The 17926-nt window shown below is 63.3% G+C and carries 18 protein-coding genes; 13 read left to right on the top strand and 5 right to left on the bottom strand.

The genetic code is table 11. The features are described from left to right. Positions 1-106: 106 nt before the first annotated feature. On the bottom strand, positions 107-328 hold the full coding sequence (locus CIT37_RS23845) for an acyl-CoA carboxylase biotin carboxyl carrier protein subunit (protein WP_028145145.1): 222 nt from the start codon (positions 326-328) through the stop codon (positions 107-109). Between the two features lie 94 nt (positions 329-422). Between CIT37_RS23845 and CIT37_RS23840 the strand changes: the two genes are divergently transcribed. From CIT37_RS23840 to CIT37_RS23825, 4 genes are all read left to right on the top strand, one after another. Further along, positions 423-1388, top strand: coding sequence for an IclR family transcriptional regulator (locus CIT37_RS23840; RefSeq protein ID WP_095425911.1), 966 nt, complete (start codon positions 423-425; stop codon positions 1386-1388). Next, positions 1318-2877 (top strand): acyl-CoA carboxylase subunit beta, encoded by a 1560-nt coding sequence (locus tag CIT37_RS23835; protein ID WP_028145143.1) that lies wholly within the window; start codon positions 1318-1320, stop codon positions 2875-2877. Before CIT37_RS23840 ends, CIT37_RS23835 begins: the two co-directional genes overlap by 71 nt. Positions 2878-2984: 107 nt before the next feature. Beyond that, the gene (locus CIT37_RS23830) at positions 2985-4682 is read left to right on the top strand and encodes a GMC family oxidoreductase (protein WP_038970912.1); all 1698 of its coding nucleotides are present in this window, start codon (positions 2985-2987) and stop codon (positions 4680-4682) included. A gap of 287 nt (positions 4683-4969) precedes the next feature. Next, positions 4970-5563, top strand: a complete 594-nt coding sequence (locus CIT37_RS23825) for a hypothetical protein (RefSeq protein WP_167456573.1) — start codon at positions 4970-4972, stop codon at positions 5561-5563. A gap of 99 nt (positions 5564-5662) precedes the next feature. Here the strand turns inward: CIT37_RS23825 and CIT37_RS23820 are convergent, their stop codons facing one another. Then, a complete protein-coding gene (locus CIT37_RS23820) occupies positions 5663-7138 on the bottom strand; it encodes an FAD-binding oxidoreductase (protein ID WP_095425912.1) in 1476 nt (491 codons plus the stop codon). Positions 7139-7328: 190 nt separating this feature from the next. On the opposite strand from CIT37_RS23820, the gene acuR reads away from it, so the two are divergent. The 5 genes from acuR to CIT37_RS23795 all read left to right on the top strand — a co-directional run bounded on the left by acuR (position 7329) and on the right by CIT37_RS23795 (position 11159). Next, positions 7329-8018, top strand: a complete 690-nt coding sequence (acuR, locus tag CIT37_RS23815; protein WP_085971601.1) for an acrylate utilization transcriptional regulator AcuR — start codon at positions 7329-7331, stop codon at positions 8016-8018. A 7-nt stretch (positions 8019-8025) separates the two neighbouring features. Next, the gene (locus CIT37_RS23810) at positions 8026-8601 is read left to right on the top strand and encodes a peroxidase-related enzyme (RefSeq protein WP_038946427.1); all 576 of its coding nucleotides are present in this window, start codon (positions 8026-8028) and stop codon (positions 8599-8601) included. A 111-nt stretch (positions 8602-8712) separates the two neighbouring features. Further along, complete coding sequence (locus CIT37_RS23805; protein WP_038946428.1) at positions 8713-9519, top strand: CoA transferase subunit A; 807 nt, start codon at positions 8713-8715, stop codon at positions 9517-9519. After that, positions 9516-10262, top strand: coding sequence for a CoA-transferase (locus CIT37_RS23800; RefSeq protein ID WP_095425913.1), 747 nt, complete (start codon positions 9516-9518; stop codon positions 10260-10262). Before CIT37_RS23805 ends, CIT37_RS23800 begins: the two co-directional genes overlap by 4 nt. A 402-nt stretch (positions 10263-10664) precedes the next feature. Beyond that, positions 10665-11159, top strand: coding sequence for a hypothetical protein (locus CIT37_RS23795; RefSeq protein WP_028145137.1), 495 nt, complete (start codon positions 10665-10667; stop codon positions 11157-11159). A 193-nt stretch (positions 11160-11352) separates the two neighbouring features. Here CIT37_RS23795 and CIT37_RS23790 read toward each other — a convergent pair whose 3' ends face one another. After that, positions 11353-11628 (bottom strand): DUF3303 domain-containing protein, encoded by a 276-nt coding sequence (locus CIT37_RS23790; protein ID WP_018319867.1) that lies wholly within the window; start codon positions 11626-11628, stop codon positions 11353-11355. A gap of 156 nt (positions 11629-11784) precedes the next feature. Then, complete coding sequence (locus CIT37_RS23785) at positions 11785-12210, bottom strand: YybH family protein (protein WP_028145136.1); 426 nt, start codon at positions 12208-12210, stop codon at positions 11785-11787. Positions 12211-12645: 435 nt separating this feature from the next. Between CIT37_RS23785 and CIT37_RS23780 the strand changes: the two genes are divergently transcribed. Together CIT37_RS23780 and CIT37_RS23775 are read left to right on the top strand one after the other, a co-directional pair. Then, positions 12646-13188: a hypothetical protein gene (locus CIT37_RS23780; RefSeq protein WP_050995584.1), complete on the top strand. Its 543-nt coding sequence runs from the start codon at positions 12646-12648 to the stop codon at positions 13186-13188. Positions 13189-13610: 422 nt separating this feature from the next. Continuing rightward, positions 13611-14060, top strand: a complete 450-nt coding sequence (locus CIT37_RS23775; protein ID WP_152036348.1) for a hypothetical protein — start codon at positions 13611-13613, stop codon at positions 14058-14060. Between the two features lie 555 nt (positions 14061-14615). Here the strand turns inward: CIT37_RS23775 and CIT37_RS23770 are convergent. Continuing rightward, positions 14616-15791, bottom strand: a complete 1176-nt coding sequence (locus CIT37_RS23770) for a patatin-like phospholipase family protein (protein ID WP_095425914.1) — start codon at positions 15789-15791, stop codon at positions 14616-14618. A 198-nt stretch (positions 15792-15989) separates the two neighbouring features. Between CIT37_RS23770 and CIT37_RS23765 the strand changes: the two genes are divergently transcribed. Both CIT37_RS23765 and CIT37_RS23760 read left to right on the top strand, forming a co-directional pair. Next, a complete protein-coding gene (locus tag CIT37_RS23765) occupies positions 15990-16769 on the top strand; it encodes an acetoacetate decarboxylase (protein WP_028145132.1) in 780 nt (259 codons plus the stop codon). A 111-nt stretch (positions 16770-16880) separates the two neighbouring features. Next, a complete protein-coding gene (locus CIT37_RS23760) occupies positions 16881-17897 on the top strand; it encodes a transporter (protein ID WP_028145131.1) in 1017 nt (338 codons plus the stop codon). Positions 17898-17926: the final 29 nt, after the last annotated feature.

Here is a 17926-nt window from a genome sequence, read left to right as displayed (position 1 = left end):
GGCGCTCCTCACCATGAGGTCTACGAATCTGCGGCGAAAACAGACCTCATCCCGAGGAGCCCGCCGTAGCGGGCGTCTCGAAGGATGGCCACGAAGAGAACGCACTTCAGCTCGCGACAATCGCGACCGCCTGTCCCTCGGCAACGACGTCGTCGAGTTTCACCAGAAGCGATGTGATGGTGCCGTTCGCGGGCGAGGACACCGGTATCTCCATCTTCATGGCTTCGACGATTACAACGTCATCGCCATCCGCAACGGTTCCTCCAACTTGCACGGGCGTTGCGCAGACGCGCCCGGCGACCTCCGTGACGATCTTAATTTCTGGCATGCCATCGCCTTTTTGTTGTCGTCGCAAAATGCCTGAGGTAGCGTCGTCTGCAAGTGGAATTTAATTCCGCACAGCGGAACAAACGGTAGGGAACATGGGACGACGATCCGAGCGGTTGAGTAGGCAAGGTGTGCTCGCTGGCGATGCCGGTGAGGGTGATGTCATCCAGGTGGTCTCGCGCGCGTTCGACGTGTTGCGATGCTTCGAGGGCCACGAGGCAAGGCTCGGCAATCTCGAGATTTCAAATCGCTGCGGCCTGCCGCGCTCGACGGTGTCGCGGCTCACGCACACGCTGACGCGGATGGGCCAGTTGGTCTACCTGCCGCGCGATCAGAAATATCGCATCGGCCCGAGCGCGGTGGCGATGAGTGCCTCGATGATGAAGGGCGCGCAGCTGCGCAGCATGATCCGGCAACGGCTTCAGGAAGTCGCCGAGCAGCTGCCGGGCACAGTCGGCCTCGTCGTGCCCGATCGCTTCCATCTGGTCTATCTGCAGTTCGCGCGCTCGCCGACCGCCCTCGGCCTGCACGAGGGCACCGGCAGCCGCATCTCGATGGCCTCGACCGCCGCGGGCGCGGCCTACACCGCGGCGCTGGCGCCGGAGATCGGCGATGCCTTCATCGCGGACGTGGAACGGGAAGCGCCCGAGGCTGCGAAGATCCTGAAACCCCGCATTGAAGCCAATCGGCAGATGTTGCGTGAGCGCGGATATGTCGTGGCCTGTGGCCTCTGGAGCCGGCACATCAACGGGCTCGCGGTGCCGATCTGGTCGCCGCAGTACCAGACCTACGTCGTCATCACGATCGGCCTTCTGTCCACGATGTATGACGAGCAGCGGCTGCATGCCGAAGTCGCACCCCTGATGCTCGAGCTCGGCCGTTCGCTCGGCAGCCTGATGGAGGGCGCGGAAGGCGACGCCTTCAACAACCGCATCCCGCGTAAACCGGTCGCAATGGCCGTGCACAAGCCGATCAATTCGGAGGGAGTGAATGAACTGGAAGCCGGAACTCGACGAGCTCGCCCGGCGCGAAGCCTTCGCGCGGGAGATGGGCGGCGTTGACAAGGTCAAGCGACAGCATGACCAGGGCCGGCTGACTGTTCGGGAGCGTATCGACAAGCTGATCGATCGCGGCAGCTTCCACGAGATCGGTGCCGTCTCCGGCATCGGTGAGTACGATAGCAGCGGCGAGCTGCAGAAATTGACGCCGGCGAACTGCGTGTTCGGCCGTGCGCGCGTCGACGGCCGCACCGTGGTTGTGGTCGGCGACGACTTTACGGTACGGGGCGGCTCGGCGGATGCGTCCATTTCCGCAAAGCCGCTGATGGCGGAGGAGATGGCGCATGATTTCCGCCTGCCGATCGTCCGCATCATCGAGGGCTCCGGCGGCGGCGGTTCGGTCAAGACCATCGAGACCAAGGGCGCGGCGAATCTGCCTGGAGGCATCGGCGGCACGCGCTGGTATCGCTTCACGACGGAGAATTTGTCGCGCGTTCCCGTGGTCGCCCTCGGCCTTGGCTCGGTCGCAGGGCTCGGTGCCGCGCGGCTTGCCGCCAGCCACTATTCGATCATGACGAGGAAGTCCGCGATGTTCGTCGCGGGGCCGCCGGTGGTGAAGGCGCTCGGGCAGGACCTCTCGAAGGAGGAGCTCGGCGGCGCCGACATCCAGACCCGCGCCGGCGCGGTCGATCATGCCGTCGATACGGAAGAAGAGGCGTTCGCCTGCGCGCGGCGCTTCCTGTCCTATCTGCCGTCATCGGTCTATGAGCTGCCGCCGACCTTGCCCTGCACCGACAATCCCGAGCGCTCCGAAGAGGCGCTGATGAACGCTGTGCCGCGCAACCGCAAGCAGGTCTACAAGATGCGGCCCATTATCGAGTCCGTCGTGGACAAGGGCTCGTTCTTCGAGGTCGGCAAGAATTTCGGCAAGCCCATCATCGTCGGTCTCGCGCGACTCGAGGGCAGGGCGGTGCTGGTCCTCGCCAGCGACAGCTTTCATTATGGCGGCTCCTGGACGGCGGATGCCTGCCAGAAGGTGGTGCGCTGGGTCGACTTCGCCGAAACTTTTCATCTGCCGGTCGTCTATCTCATGGACTGCCCGGGCTTCATGATCGGCCTCGATGCCGAGAAGGCCGCCACCATCCGCCACGGCGTTCGCGCCATGGCTGCGGTGAACCAGACCACCGTGCCCTGGTGCACCGTGATCCTGCGCAACGCGTTTGGTGTTGCGGGCGTGGTGCATCAGCCGGCCGACCGCTTCTCGATCCGCTACGCCTGGCCGTCGGCCTATTGGGGCTCGCTGCCGCTCGAAGGCGGCATCGAGGCTGCCTACCGCGCCGACATTGATGCTGCCGAGGACAAGGCGGAGAAGCTCAAGGAGATCGAGGAGCGCCTCAACAAGCTGCGCTCGCCGTTCCGCTCGGCCGAGAAATTCTGGGTCGAGGAGATCATCGATCCCCGCAAGACGCGCTCGCTGCTGTGCGAGTTCGCGCGCCTCGCCGAGCCGCTGCGAAAAGCCGGGCCGCCGGAGAACTTTTCGATCAGGCCTTGATATTGGCCATCGCTGCCGCGCGACAATCTTGTCGCGGCCGCGATGGCGTGACCTCAAAACAATTACGCGCTACGTTCCCCGAACAAGAACAAGAGGACGCGCCAATCGTGTATGACTTCATTATCGTGGGCGGCGGCTCGGCGGGGTCCGTGCTGGCCCACCGGCTCTCCGCGAGAAGTGCCAACAAGGTCCTGCTGTGCGAAGCCGGGCAGGACACGCCGCCCGGCAACGAGCCGGCCGAGATCAGGGACAGCTATCCGGGTACGGCCTATTTCGATCCACGCTTCCACTGGACCGAGCTCAAGGTCACGACGCAGGTCGTCAGCCACAACAACCCGCACGTGGGCCGGCCCCCCTTGCGCAAATACGAGCAGGCGCGCGTGCTCGGCGGCGGCTCATCGATCAACGGCCAGATGGCCAACCGCGGTGCTCCCACCGATTACGACGAATGGGACGCGCGCGGCGCCGAAGGGTGGACCTGGAACGACGTGCTGCCCTTCTTCAAGAAGGTCGAGCGCGATCTCGATTTCGACGGACCGTACCATGGCAAGGATGGCCGGATCCCGGTCCGCCGCATCCCGCGCGAGCACTGGACGCGGCATTCGCAGGCCTTCGCCGATGCTTTCCAGCAGGCCGGCCACCGATTCCTGCCGGACCAGAACGGCGAGTTCGTCGACGGCTATTTCCCGGTGACGCATTCCAATCAGGCCGAGCAGCGCGTCTCGGCCGCGATGGGCTATCTCGACCGCGACACCCGCCAGCGCGCCAATCTCACGATCTCCACCAACACGCAAGTGCGCGAGCTGCTGTTCGAGGGGACGCGATGCGTCGGCGTGAAGGCCGTCGTGGACGGACGCGAGCAGGAATTCCGTGGACGCGAGATCATCCTCTCCAGCGGCGCCATCCATTCGCCGGCGCATCTGCTCCGCGCCGGCATCGGGCCGGTCGGCCATCTCAAGGATATGGGGATTCCCGTGCTGATGGGACTGCCGGGCGTCGGCCAGCGCCTGATGGATCATCCCTCGATCTCGCTGTCGTCCTTTGTCCGCCGCGGCGCGCGCATGAACGAGCACACCAGGCGCCACATGCAGCTTGGCCTGCGCTACTCGTCGGGTCTCGAAGGTGTGCCGAAGGGCGACATGTTCGTCGTCCTGCTCTCCAAGTCGGCCTGGCATGCGGTCGGCGAGCAGATCGGCTCGCTCTTGACCTTCGTCAACAAGACCTATTCCGAGACCGGACAGGTCAAGCTGGCCTCGCGCGATCCGTCGGCAGAGCCGATCGTCGAGTTCAACCTGTTGTCCGACCGGCGCGATCTCGATCGCCTGATGAGCGGCTTCCGCAAGATGGCGGCGGTGCAGATGAGCGACGTGGTCAAGGCGGTGACGGACAAGCCGTTCCCGGCCGCCTATACGGACAAGGTCCGCAAGATCGGCGTGGTCAACACCAGGAACAGGATCTTGACCAAAATCGCCGCGACCTTGATGGACGGACCGGCGGCGCTGCGTCACTACATGATCGACAATTTCGTGGTCGAGGGTTTTACCTTCGATCAGGTGATGAACGATGACGAGGCGCTGGAAGCCTTCGTGCGCAAGGCCACCATCGGCGTCTGGCACGCCTCCTGCTCATGCCGCATGGGCCGGGCCGACGATCCGATGGCGGTGGTCGACAATCAGGGCCGCGTCAAGGGCATCCAGGGCCTGCGCGTCGTCGACGCCTCGATCTTTCCGGTGGTGCCATGCGCCAACACCAACTTTCCCGTGTTGATGTCGGCGGAGAAGATCGCAGCAGCGATGATGCAGTGAATGGCGGCGTCGTGCCGATCACGGGCAGCGCAGTGACGAGGAGAGCTTGCTGCGGAATCCACGACCCATGCGAACCGGACTTGATTGCATGCGCTGCGTTGGACGCGCGGAGCGCTCATTCGTTCTCTGCGAGTTAATCATTTCGGTCGCTATTTGTAGGCTATGATGATTGCAGACAGCGTCGCGCGGACGCAGCCATTTTCAGCCGCTCTTTAGGCCCATTTCAGCCAAACTGTTATTGATTTCTCGTTGCCTGGGGCAGGACCACTCTATTTTGGAGTCCTGCAATGTACAGGCTAGTAATTTCTGCGTATCTCTTCGTTGTCTTGAGCTCTGTTACTTCGGAAGCGCGACCTTATCGCATTCATCATGCTTCCGAATGCAACGTCACCATGCCTTGCGACTTCTCGTATTCGCAGATGCAGCGCGAGCGGACTTTCAAGTCTTCAATTACTTCCAGATACTCACTGAATTCCAGGCCGTCACTGCAAGCGTACCGCTCGACGCAACTGACAGTGACCGATGCTGGGGGCGCCGCCACGCCGGCGACCGTCTCCAGTGTCTCCGGGGCTCGCGTCGTCGGTGGTCGTCCGGCAGGTTGCCCTTCGTCCTTCTGCGGCTGCGGCGCGGCTCTGCGCGTGTTCGGTCGTATCGTGCCGGAATTGAATCTTGCGGCCAATTGGCTGCGCTTTCCGCGGACATCACCCGCACCGGGAATGGTTGCTGCGCGACGAGGACACGTTTTCGTTCTGGAGCAGCACCTCGGAGGCGATGTCTGGATGGCCTATGACGCCAACTCGGGCGGACACGCCACGCGAATCCACGCACGTTCATTGCGAGGGTATGCGATCGTCAATCCGCGCGGCGGCTCGGCGGCTTGAGGGCCGCGGACACCACTCTCGACAAGATCGCGGACGGGTCGCAACATCGTTGCGACCTGCCCACGCTCGACCGATCGTCGGCGCGGGGCGCAGCGTCGGTCACAGCCGCAGCACCTTGCCGGGATTCATGATGTTCTGCGGATCGAGCGCGCGCTTGATGGTTCGCATGATGTCGAGCTCGGTCTTCGAGCGGTAATGGCTGAGCTCGTCGAGCTTGTCGATGCCGATGCCGTGTTCCGCCGAGATCGAGCCGCCCATCGAGGTGACGAGATCGTTCACGGCCCGCGTGATGGCCCCCTTGTATTGGGTCAGCGTCTGCTGATCCATGCCTGATGGCCCCATGAACGAAAAATGCAGATTGCCATCGCCGATGTGCCCCAAAGGATAGGGCCTGATGGTCGGGAGAATGTCGAGCACCGCCGTGGTGCCCTTGGCGATGAACTCCGGAATCTTGGAGATGGCCACCGACACATCGAAGCTGAGCCCCGGACCTTCGGCCCGGGACGCCTCGGCGACACTTTCGCGGATGCGCCACATGTTGCGCGCTTGACCGACCGTGTGGGCGATCACCGCATCGAGCACGCGGCAGGCCTCGAGTTGATGGCCAAGAAACTGCTCCATCTTCTCGGACATGCCCTCCGCGCCGTCCTGGCGCGCCCGCGAGGACGACCATTCCAGCAGCAGGTACCATGGCGTGTCGGCCTTGAGAGGATCCTGGGTGCCGGGAATATGGCGCAGCACCATGTCGATGGCGGCCCGGCTCATCAGCTCGCAGGAGCCGACATTGTCCTCGGACGCGCTGTGCGCTTCCGACAGGATCTCGAGGGCCGCGCGCGGATCGCGGATCGCCAGCCACGACGTAGAGACGTCCTTCGGCGCCGGCCACAGCTTGAGCACGGCTTTGGTGATGATGCCCAGCGTGCCCTCGGCGCCCATGAAGAGGTGCTTGAGGTCATAGCCGGTGTTGTCCTTCTTGAGCGCGCGCAATCCGTCCCAGATCTCGCCGCTCGCCAGCACGACCTCGAGACCCAGCACGAGATTGCGGGCATTGCCATAGCGCAGCACCTGCACGCCGCCGGCGTTGGTCGATAGATTGCCGCCGATCATGCACGAGCCCTGGGCGCCGAGGCTGAGCGGCAGGAACCTGTCGTGCCGGCTTGCCGTCTCTTGAAGTGTCTGCAGCACGCAGCCGGCCTCGACCGTCATCGCATAGCCGACGGGATCGACGTCCAGCACGCGGTTCATGCGGCCGAGCGACAACACGATGCCGGTGTGTGCAGGCCAGGGCGTTGCCCCACCCATCAGGCCGGTGTTGCCACCCTGTGGCACGATGGCGACGCCGTGCTCATGGCAAAGCCGGACCACTTTCGAGACCTCCTCGGTGCTGCCAGGACGGACGACGGCGCCGGCACCGCCAACCAGCAGTCCCCGCCAATCCGTCACGAATGGCTGCTTGCCGTGCGCGTCCTCGATGAGGCCCTTCTCACCCACGATCACGCGCAACGCATCGCGCATCTCGGCCGTCAAGGGAGCGGTCGGAATGGTGGGTTCGGACGACGGAAAGGCAGCCGGCATTTTCGTTTCCCCTGGCGCATCTTGGTGTGCACTGCGCACGTAACGTGCCCGGGTTATTGTCCACGTTTGGCGCGGGGAGTCTAACGGCAAGATGTCTCGAACTGCAGCCGGTGACGAATGCGGTCCGCGGGAGAGTTGAGCCTTGGGACGACGAGCGGTTGATTTTGCAAGACAGTCGGTCTAATAAATCATGATGAATAGAGCAGCCTCGGTTCCAGAGCCGCGCCGACGGGGGCGTCCTCCCAAGGACCAGTCGCAGCCGAATGCGCCGCGCGCGCGTCTGTTGCGGACGGGCGTTGCTATACTGACCGAGAAGGGATTCAGCGCCGTCGGCGTCGAGGAGATCCTGGATTCCGCGGACGTGCCGAAAGGGTCGTTCTATCATTACTTCGGCAGCAAGGAGGCTTTTGGCCTCGAGCTGATCGATGCCTATGCCGCCTATTTCGCCCGCAAGCTGGATCGATGGTTCGACGACATAGAGCGGGCTCCGCTGGATCGCCTGCGCGATTTCATCGCAGACGCGCGGTCGGGCATGGCTCGCTACGGCTATCGACGTGGCTGTCTCGTCGGCAATCTCGGGCAAGAGATGGGGGCGCTGCCGGAGCCGTTCCGAAAGCGCCTCGCCGCCGTCTTCAGGGATTGGGAGGCGCGGACCTCACGCTGCCTCCGCGCGGCGCAGCAGGCGGGCGACGTCCCCGAAGGCGTCGATTGCGACAGCCTCGCGCAGTTCTTCTGGATCGGCTGGGAGGGCGCGGTGCTGCGGGCGAAGCTGGAAAGGCGCCCCGACGCGCTCGACGTCTTCGCGCGAGGATTTCTCGCCATGATCCAGGCGAAGGAACGCGTGATCGTACCGATTTCCATCGACGAGTACCGAGGATAACCAGGCCATGACCCAGGCACTTGCCATCAGCCGCTTCCCTGTCCCTGATCTGGCCGACATGCCAGAGGACATCCGCGCCCGCATCGTCGCCGTCCAGGAGAAGTCCGGCTTCATCCCGAACGTCTTTCTCGTGCTGGCGCACCGGCCGGACGAGTTTCGCGCATTTTTTGCCTATCACGACGCGCTCATGGACAAGCCCGGCAACACCACCAAGGCCGAGCGGGAAATGATCGTGGTTGCGACCAGCAACCTCAATCAATGCCAGTATTGCGTCGTCGCCCATGGCGCGATCCTGCGGATCCGCGCCAAGGATCCGCTGATCGCCGACCAGGTCGCGGTCAATTACCGCAAGGCGGATATCACCGACCGGCAGAAGGCGATGCTCGATTTCGCCGTGCGCGTTTCGACCGAGGCCTACAAGGTTTCCGAATCCGATTTCGCCACGCTGAAATCGCACGGGTTCACGGAAGACGACATCTGGGACATTGCCGCGATCTCGGCCTTCTTCGGTCTCTCCAACCGGCTTGCCAACGTCACCAGCATGCGTCCGAACCCGGAGTTCTACAACATGGGACGTGGTTGACCGGATTCGCATGTTCACAACCGGCGGCGCCACGGCTCAAATGATGCGGACGTGTCCGGACGTCGATCTTGTTCGATGGGCCTGACTGGAAATCGAGGGAGAGGTGAAGAGATGACAGACTTCGTAACGCCGCGAGAGATGGCGGAGATGATACCCTCGGGATGCAAGCTCGGCCTGGCGCCGGACGATTACGCCGCGGCACCAGGACTGGTTCGGATGCTGATCGATCGCGGCATTCGCGATCTCCATGTGGTCTGCGCACCGATCGGCGGCATGCAGGTCGACATGCTCATCGGCGCCGGCGCCGTGGCAACGCTGGAGACGAGCGCCGTCAGTCTCGGCGAAGCCGGCGGCGCGCCCTGCTTCAGCCGGGCTGTCCGCGACGGATCTATTCGCCTCCGTGATGCCACTTGTCCCGCGGTGTTCGCAGGGTTGACGGCCGCGGAGAAGGGCGTTCCGTTCATGCCGATCCGCGGCATCATCGGCAGCGACGTCCTGGAGAAGCGCGACGACTGGAAGGTGACGTCCAATCCGTTCGACGACGGCGAGAAGATCGTCGTGGTCTCGGCGATCCAGCCCGATGTCGCTTTGTTTCATGCGCCTGAAGCAGACAGGTTCGGCAATGTGCGGCTGGGCCGCCGGCGCGAAACGATGCTGCTGGCCCATGCGTCGAAGCGGGCTTTCGTGACCGTGGAGCGCATCTCCGAGACGTCGCTGCTCGAGGACGAGAAGATGGCCGCGGGCGTCCTGCCCGCGATCTATGTGAGCGCGGTGGCACAGCTGAAGAACGGTGGATGGCCCACCGGGCTTTACGCCGAATATCCCAGGGATGGACAGGAAGTCGAGAAATACGCGCGCGCGGCGCGCTCGCCGGAAGGGTTCCAGGCCTACATGCGGGGCGCGAGGAGCGCGGCATGAGCGAGGCGTGCACCAGCCGCGAGTTGATGATCTACACGATCTCGCGGCTGCTGAAGGGCGTGCGGCATGTTGCAGTCGGCCAATCCTCGCCGATGCCGGCGGCGGGAGCGATGCTCTTGCGCGCGCTCAACCAGCGTGACGGGTTGGAGCACGTGCAGGTCTCGATCCTCGGGTCGGTCAAGCACAATTCCTTCACTGGCGGTGCCGAGGAGCTGTTCGATTGCGCTGCGCAGGGGCGCCTTGACGCCTTCTTTCTCGGCGGCGGCCAGATCGACGGTCAGGGCAACGTCAATCTCGTTGGCACCGGCGACTATCCGAACAATCCGGTCAGGTGGCCCGGCTCGTTCGGCTCCGCCTATCTGTACTTCCTGGTGCCGCGGGTCATTCTGTTCCGCGAAGAGCACAGCCTGCGATCCCTGGTGGAGCGCGTGGACTTCGTCTCCGCGCCTGGAGTTACCGACGAGACGGTCTATCGGCGAGGCGGCCCTCATGCCCTGCTGACCAATGCGGCGTTGTTTTCCTTCGACCGGGAAGCGGGACGTTTCCGCCTCGAGAGCACGCATCCGGGATATGGTTGGCGCGACATTCGAGGCACGACGGGATTCTCGTACGACAACGAGAGATGCGAGGTCACGACGCCGCTGCCGGACGAGGCGACGCTTACTTTGATCCGGGGGCGAATCCGCGAGGAACTGCGCGAGTGCTATCCGCAGTTCGCGGGCAATATGCCCGGTCCGAACTGAGGCGGGATTTCGCTCCGGCGACGTTCTCTGTGGCCATCCTTCGAGGCGCAAGCCGTTGGCGGGCCTCAGGATGAGGACGGAGTGTGCGGCAGCACTCTCAACGGGCACCGATGCCGCTTAGCCTCATCCTGGGAGACCGCAAAGCGGTCGTCTCGAAGGACGAGGCGCGCGCTCGGCTGGCGGAAAATGCCGTATGCGATTGCCCTGCGCTCCCGCGGGGCATTTGCGGCCGAGCGGGACCGACGGGAACTTGCCGCGGCGATATCGGCTTCATTACCGGCTGATGTGTCGATCCCGGCAACGTTCAGGCAATCTCTGCAACATTTCTAAACATCTTCGACAACTTCCCGCGGCCATCAGGGCGTAGAACGCGCTCGGACTTTACAGATCAGGATTGGCAGAATGCGATTGAAGGTTTTGGCGGCGCGCATGAGCATTGGCGCGGCCTGGCTCGTGCTCGTCGGCACCGGCCCGCTGCGCGCAGAGCCGGTGTTCGACAGTCTGGCCGGCGCATGGTCGGGCATCGGCACCATGAAGCCGTCGGACGGTCCGCGCGAGAAGGTTCGCTGCAAGGTGGCGTACAACGTCACCAGGCCGGGACGGTCGTTGACACTCGACCTGCGCTGCGCAAGCGATGCGTACAAGATGGTCCTGTCCGCGAACATCGAGCAGAGCGGGACGGAGCTTTCCGGCAACTGGTTCGAGAGCGAGTACCGGCAGGGCGGCAAGGTCTACGGCACCAACAAGGACGGCCTGATCGAGGCGCGAATAGAGGGAAACACAGTGGCCGCGCTGGTGACGATCCAGACCAGGAGTAACCGTCAATCCTTCCTGATGGAGGCGCCGGGCTCCTGGATGGCGGAGGTCGCGATCGAATTGAACAAGGACGCGAAGTAGCCGCTCTCCGGAGAGTCCAGGAGACGGCTGGACCCTAGAGCATGATCCGGAAAAGTGCGCAGAGGTTTTCCGAAAAGTTCATGCTCAAGCAATAAACTAAAGCGCGATGACGATTCATCCCAATCTCATCGCGCTTCAGTGGATGAGCTGGTTCAGAAAACCCTTCGCCCGCTTGATGATCAACGCTTGATGATCAACGCTTGGGAAGCGACGCCATCACCTCGCCCGCGTCTCCGTCCTCAAGGCAGGGCGTGACGGTCAACGGGAGCAGGTCAGACCATTGCGCGAGCCAACGATACATGGCTTTTGGATCACTCGATTCAGAGATCGCGAATCCCTGTCCATTCATGCCATGCCAGCGGCCCAGCATCTTGACGCCCTCGGGTGGTGCGCCACCGGTCTCGAGAAAGCGGGCGACGGCTGCATTGAAGGTGCCTTGAGGTACGCTCCAGGTGGTTATGAATTTCATGCGATTCTCCCATGACCAGAATTATCGGATGAACGTCGCGGCTGCGCCGCATGCGCACGATAGCGCCTGCGTATCGAATGACAACGGCGAATGAACACGCGCGTCGGTTTGATCCCTCCTGCTTTTTGCGCAAGCGCTGGTTTGGACGTAAGACGGCTACTTGCCGTCGTTCCAGATGTCGGTGGCGAGCTTCCAGTCGTCTCCGACCTTCTCCCAGACGACGACATACTTTCCGGTCACTTCCTGCGGTGTCGATCCCTTGGTCTTCAGGACGAACGTGCCGATCTCACGGGCCGCGGAAGAACCGAGTGGCTTGACATCCACCGTTGTGAGCTTCGGATCGGTCACTTGTTCAGCCATGCTTTTCCACATGACCTCGATGGCTGGTCGACCCTGCACCATCGCGGAGCCCGGCGGGAGCGCGGTCGCATCAGCGCTGTAGAGGGATGCAATCCCGGAAAAATCTCCCTTGTTGAACATCTCTATCCATTTCGCATTGTTCGCTTCGATCTCGGCCTTCTGAGCCAAAGCCGGCGCGCTCAACGCGATCACGATTGCAATCGCCGATGCAATGTTGCGCATGATCATCTCCAGACTCAATGTACGATGCGGACAAAGGGGCAGTCGTCTCGTCTCGAAGTGGATGCATTGAATGGCCCATCCCAGACCGGGACAGACGCAACGGCAATTCCGGAGAATTACCGTCAGCACCATTGACGAAGCTGCGCAGGGGAAAATTGACGGGCAATTGACCTGACGAGTATTCCATGTCGCGGCTCGAACGCTTGACCAGGCGCGCTCTTCGTCCCTGGCGGGCGCGGCCCGAAGGGGTTGGCATTGCCGGCGCAGCGTTCGGCCCGCTGCCTTTCGCAGCAAGCGCCGATTGGACGGGAAGCTATGCAGTCGTCCTGATCGGCTGCTGCATGCTTTGCATTGTCTGCGGCGCCGTAGCGTTCGCCGTCAAACGACCCTCTTCGCCGCTTAGTCGATGTTGAATTGCAAGATGGGAGTAACGCCATGACAGGCGAAGAAACGACCATCGTGGCGGGCATCGAAATTCCATCAACCGACCACTTCTTTCTGGCGTTGATCTTCGGGGTGCATATCCCCCTGGGCCTTGCGAGCGTTGCGATCGGCGCAATCGCAATGTCGAGTCAGAAGCGTCGCGGGCGTCATTCTAGGCTTGGAACGATCTATTTCTGGTGTCTGCTGGCGCTCTTCGCGTCCGCGACGTTACTGTCGCTTATGCGCTGGGCCGAAAACTATCACTTGTTCGTCCTCGGTACGTTGTCGTTCGCCTGCGCCTGGATCGGTCGCACTGCGCTCCGGCACCGCTGGCGGTATTGGGTCAGGGTCCATATCGCGGGGATGGGCCTGTCGTATATCCTGATGCTGGTTGCCTTCTACGTGGACAACGGAAAGCAGCTTCCACTTTGGAAGGACCTGCCTCATTTCATGTACTGGTTGATACCTTTGGCCGTTGGTATTCCGCTCATCGTTCGGGCGCTTCTGTGGCCGCCGTTAGCGCCAGCCCGCCCTGATTTCCACCTGATGCGGTAGCTAACGACATTCCTTCAATCGACGTCCTACCGCGGCGCCTCCTGCGGTTTGTTTTGGGGCCTTGCACGGCCGATTTGGGTCCGGAGGTGGCTGACCTCTATCCCAAGCCGAGAGATTGGGACTCGGAAAAAGGCTTGTCCTTCCAGTTCGGGTCACAAAAGGGATCAATGACTTAGCGGGTCCGCAAATCGTCTGCCTCGGCTCGGCCCGTCTCAGCAACCGACTGTTGCAAATCGGGGCGCGGCCGAGACAGGAGAAAGGACCGCCGCCAGCTGCTCGGGGACTGTCAACGTCCAGGGGCCGAGGCGGCGGTCCTCAGGCGCGAGAACTTGGGGAGTCCTAGGGCCTGAAGGCAACGATAGCGGCTGCGATGCCGCTCCACCAAGCGGAGAACGATTGCTGCGTATGGAGAATTGTTGCGCATGCGCGAAGATCGGCGTCACTTCGCTTCCTTGTTCAATTCGATCGCGACCTCCGCCATCCAGGAGCCCGGCGCCTCCATCAGGAAGCGACTTGCTCGAAACGATCTGCTGTTGTTCCACCCCGGTGGTTGCGAGAGGGACCCGAAGGCCCATTACACCATTGCATCGAATATTCAGTTGCGGTGGCACCCCGCCCGTCGGGCAAAACACCCTGTCAATCCCTCGACGCAAAAACATTCCTATTTACCGAATTTCGGATATGTCGTATCAATGGCTCATCCCGCCCGCCATAAGGGGCGTTTCGCGATCGTCACGAGACGCGGGCCGGGAGGCGGTGGCCGCGACGGCGTCGGCGCGCTGGGCAGGCTGCAGGGCGGGAATCCCCGTGAGCAGCTGCACGCGCGATACGACACGGCGCTGACGGCGTCCTTGGTTCGGCCACGATGGTGAGCGCACGCAAGCCATCGGGGACAGGAACGGGGATGTGCGCGGACGGCAAAATCGTGTGGTCCTGACGCCCGGGGTCTGTGCGTCAAGTGTTGCGGTGATGTTGCGGCTCAACCGGGTCAGCACATCAGTCATCCGCAACGCGACGGGGGCAATAGTGCATCGCTCCCCGGGGAGAGCGCGACATAAGCCGTAAAGCCATCCGCGCAGGGAAGGCCGGTCGCCCGGCTACACCTGTTGTCCAACCCGTGCGCGTCTTGTTCGCACACGGGACCGCGGGTGCCAGCCGGCGCCCGGCCTTCCCTGCGCCCTTTCTGAACAAGAAGGGCAACGACGAGAGCAAAGCTCGGGCGAAATGAGCCGCGAGAATGCGATAGTGTGTCTTCCGAATGGATCATGTTTATGGGCAGTCTCGTGCCCCGGACGCAGCGCAGCGTCCCTTCGACGTTGCGCTGCAGAGCCGGAGCCCATGATCGCGACGAACCGTGTAGCTTCTGGGTCCCGGCTTGGCGCAGCAACGCTCAAGGCGTTGCTGCGCGTCCGGGACACAAGCGTCCCTTACGCGCTCTCCGTCTCCCGGTGCACGTCGTGCACGACGAGGCCCATGCCTTCCTCCGGCATCTTGATCCAGTCGCGGCGCTTCAGCGTGCGCTTGGTGTCTTCATAGCCGCTGGTCCAGTGCTCGCGCATCGAGGTGCCCGAGAACTCGTGGTCCTTGGCGTCGCCCTCATAGGCCTTCTGCTGGTAGATCAGATGCAGGATCGCGATCTCCGGCATGTGGCACAGGCTCGTCTTCAGCTTGCGCTCCTCGTCGGACAGTTGCTCGTCCGGCAGCTTCGCCAGCGCCTTGTGGAGCAGGACCTTGAGATTGTGGGTGCGGCGATAGACGTCGGTGTTGTGGCGCGTGCGCGAGGAATACATGATGTCCTTGTGGCGAGCCATCACGTCCTGGATCGAGCGCGGCAGCACGCCGCGCGCGCTGAACAGGTCGACCTGAAACACCAGCGAATTGAGCGCATCCTCCTGGTCGAGCAGGTGTTGCAGCGGCGTGTTGGAGACGATGCCGCCGTCCCAGAAATGATCGGTGCCGATCCGCACCATCGGCAGCGCCGGGGGCAGGGCGCCGGAGGCCATGATGTGCTCCGGCTCGATCTCGTCATGGGAATTGTCGAAATAGATGAAATTGCCCGAGAGCACGTTGACCGCGCCGACCGCGAAGCGGACCCTCTTCTCGTTGATGAGATCGAAGTCGACCAGCTCGAGCAGGCTCTCCTTCAGCGGCATCGTGTCGTAATAGCTGGTCGCGGTGCGCGCGCCGACCGGGCTGAACCAGGGATTCATTTGGTGCGGGGTGAAGAATCCGGGCTGGCCCATCGCCGAGGTCATCCAGGCGCTGGTGAGATTGCGCCACTGGCGGAAGACGTCGCCGTCGGGGGTGTAGTGCCAGATCTTGCGGTTGGTGATGCGCTCCCAGAAGATGCGCAGCGCCTCGAGCCGCTTTTCCGGCTTGTTGCCGGCGATGATGGCGGAGTTGATCGCGCCGATCGAGACACCGCAGACCCAGTCCGGCTCGATGCCGGCCTCGTGCAGCGCCTGGTAGACACCGGCCTGGTAGGCGCCGAGCGCGCCGCCGCCCTGCAGCACCAGCGCGACGCGATCGCAGCGCTCGGGCCGCCAGCCCCGCGAGGGCGCCTGATGGCTCTGATATGTCGGTTGCGACGTGCGGGCGTCCATGGCGATGCCTCCTGCTTGCGCCAGACGATTGCGTCACGTGGTGACGGCGTGATGACAAGGCGGCGCCGATGCATCGCCGGCAACGCAGACCGACCACGCTGCAACGGCAGGGGTCGTGCGCCCGACGGAAAAGCTTCACATCGCAGTCAATGAGGATCGCTAGCAATTGCCGCCGATCAGGAACACAGGAGACCAGCGATGCGAAGCGAAGACGTGCTGAGACTTCCGTCCATGCCCGCGGCGGGGCCGAGCTATCCGGCCGGTCCGTATCGGTTCGTCAACCGCGAATTCCTCGTCATCACCTACGAGACCGACCCGGAGCTGATCCGTGCCGGCCTGCCTGAGCCGTTGCAGCCGATCGACCAGCCGATCGCGCATTACGAGTGGATCAAGATGCCTGACTCCTCCGGCTTCGGCAGCTATACCGAATCCGGCCTCGTCATTCCCGCGCGCCTCAACGGCGAGGACGTCAACTTCGTCTCGCAGATGTATCTCGACGACGATCCGCCGATCGCCGCCGGCCGCGAGATCTGGGGCTTTCCCAAGAAATACGCCCATCCCAAGCTCGAAATCGTCAAGGACACGCTGACGGGCACGCTGGAATATGCCGGCCAGCTCGTCGCCATGGGCACCATGGGCTACAAGCACGAGAGCATGGCCGGCAACGGCGACCTCACCCGCGCCACGCTGTCGAAGACGCAGATCAATCTGAAGATGATCCCGGGCGTCGACGGTCGTCTCGAGGTCTGCCAGCTGGTCGCGATCAACCTCGTCGACATCGTGCCGAAGGGCTCCTGGATGGGGCCGGGCCGGCTGCACCTGGTGCCTCATGTCAACGCGCCGGTCGCCGATTTCCCGGTCCGCCGCTGCCTCGGCGCGCATCATTACATTGCCGATCTGACGCTGCCGTTCGGCCGCGTCGTCCATGACTACATCAGGCAAGCCGAGGCGGCCGCGACCGGGCTGGCGGCGGAATAGGGCGGCATCATCAAACTGTAACACTGGCGTAATTGAGTACCCGCGTGGGGTCCGGAAGATGCCGTCAGCCATCTTCCGAAACGGGGCAGTTGTTGACGGTTGGGGCTATCCATGGCTGAGCCGGCAAAGCTTGCCAGCGCATTATCGAACGCCGAACCCGCCATTCCCGGCCTGGTCTGGGCCTTCCGCCTGCACAGCGACGGCAGTGCCGAGGCGCTGCCGGTCGACCAGCCGATCGAGTTCAGCCATGACGGCCGGCTCTGGCTGCATTTCAACCTGACCGACGCGCGGGCGCGGCCCTGGATCGCGGCGTCGCAGCTGCCGGCGCTTGCACGCGAACTGCTGCTGTCGAGCGACACCTTCCAGCAGCTTCACGTCATCGACCATTGCGTCTATGGTGTGTTCTCCGATCTCGTGCGCGAGATCGACAGCGCGACGGAGGAGACCGCGTTCCTGCGCTTCGCCATGACCGAGCGGCTGCTGGTCTCTGGCCGCCATCAGGCGCTGTGCTCGGCGGACGCCACGCGGCGGGTGCTCGAAGGCGGCTACCGCGTCGACAACGTCGCTCATCTGCTCGAAAAGATCGTCGACGAGGTCGCGGACACGCTGGACCGGATGGCCGACAAGCTCGGCCAGGAGATCGACGATATCGAGGAGCGCATCCTCGCCGATGACGCGAGGCCCGAGATGCGCCGCAATCTCGGCCGGCTCCGCCGCACCTGCGTGCGGCTGCATCGGCAGCTCACCGGATTGCGCACGCTGTTTCACCGTCTCGATCAGAAGAACACCGATCATTTGTCGCCGGCGTTGCGGATCCAGGCCGGCAAGCTTGCGCAGCGGCTCGATGGCCTCGATCACGACATCGTCGAGCTGCGCGAGCGCAGCCGCCTGCTCGAGGAAGAGCTGCGCTTCAAGAACGAGGAGGAGAGCAACCGCCATCTCCACACCCTCTCGATCGTGACCTCGCTGTTGCTGCCGCCGACGCTGGTCACCGGCATCTTCGGCATGAACACCAAGGGCCTGCCGCTGACCGAGGTCGAAAGCGGATTTTTGTGGGCGGCAGTGCTGATGGCCTGCTCGGTTACTGCGGCCTATCTCTTCATGCGGCGCACCGGTATCTTCAAGTAGCGTGTGTCGATCGTGAGTTGGGGGACCCA

It is taken from the genome of Bradyrhizobium ottawaense, from assembly GCF_002278135.3.
GTDB classification, from domain to species: Bacteria; Pseudomonadota; Alphaproteobacteria; order Rhizobiales; family Xanthobacteraceae; genus Bradyrhizobium; species Bradyrhizobium ottawaense.
Note: the sequence above shows the minus strand (reverse complement) of the source record. Positions and strands in the feature narration are given on the sequence as shown.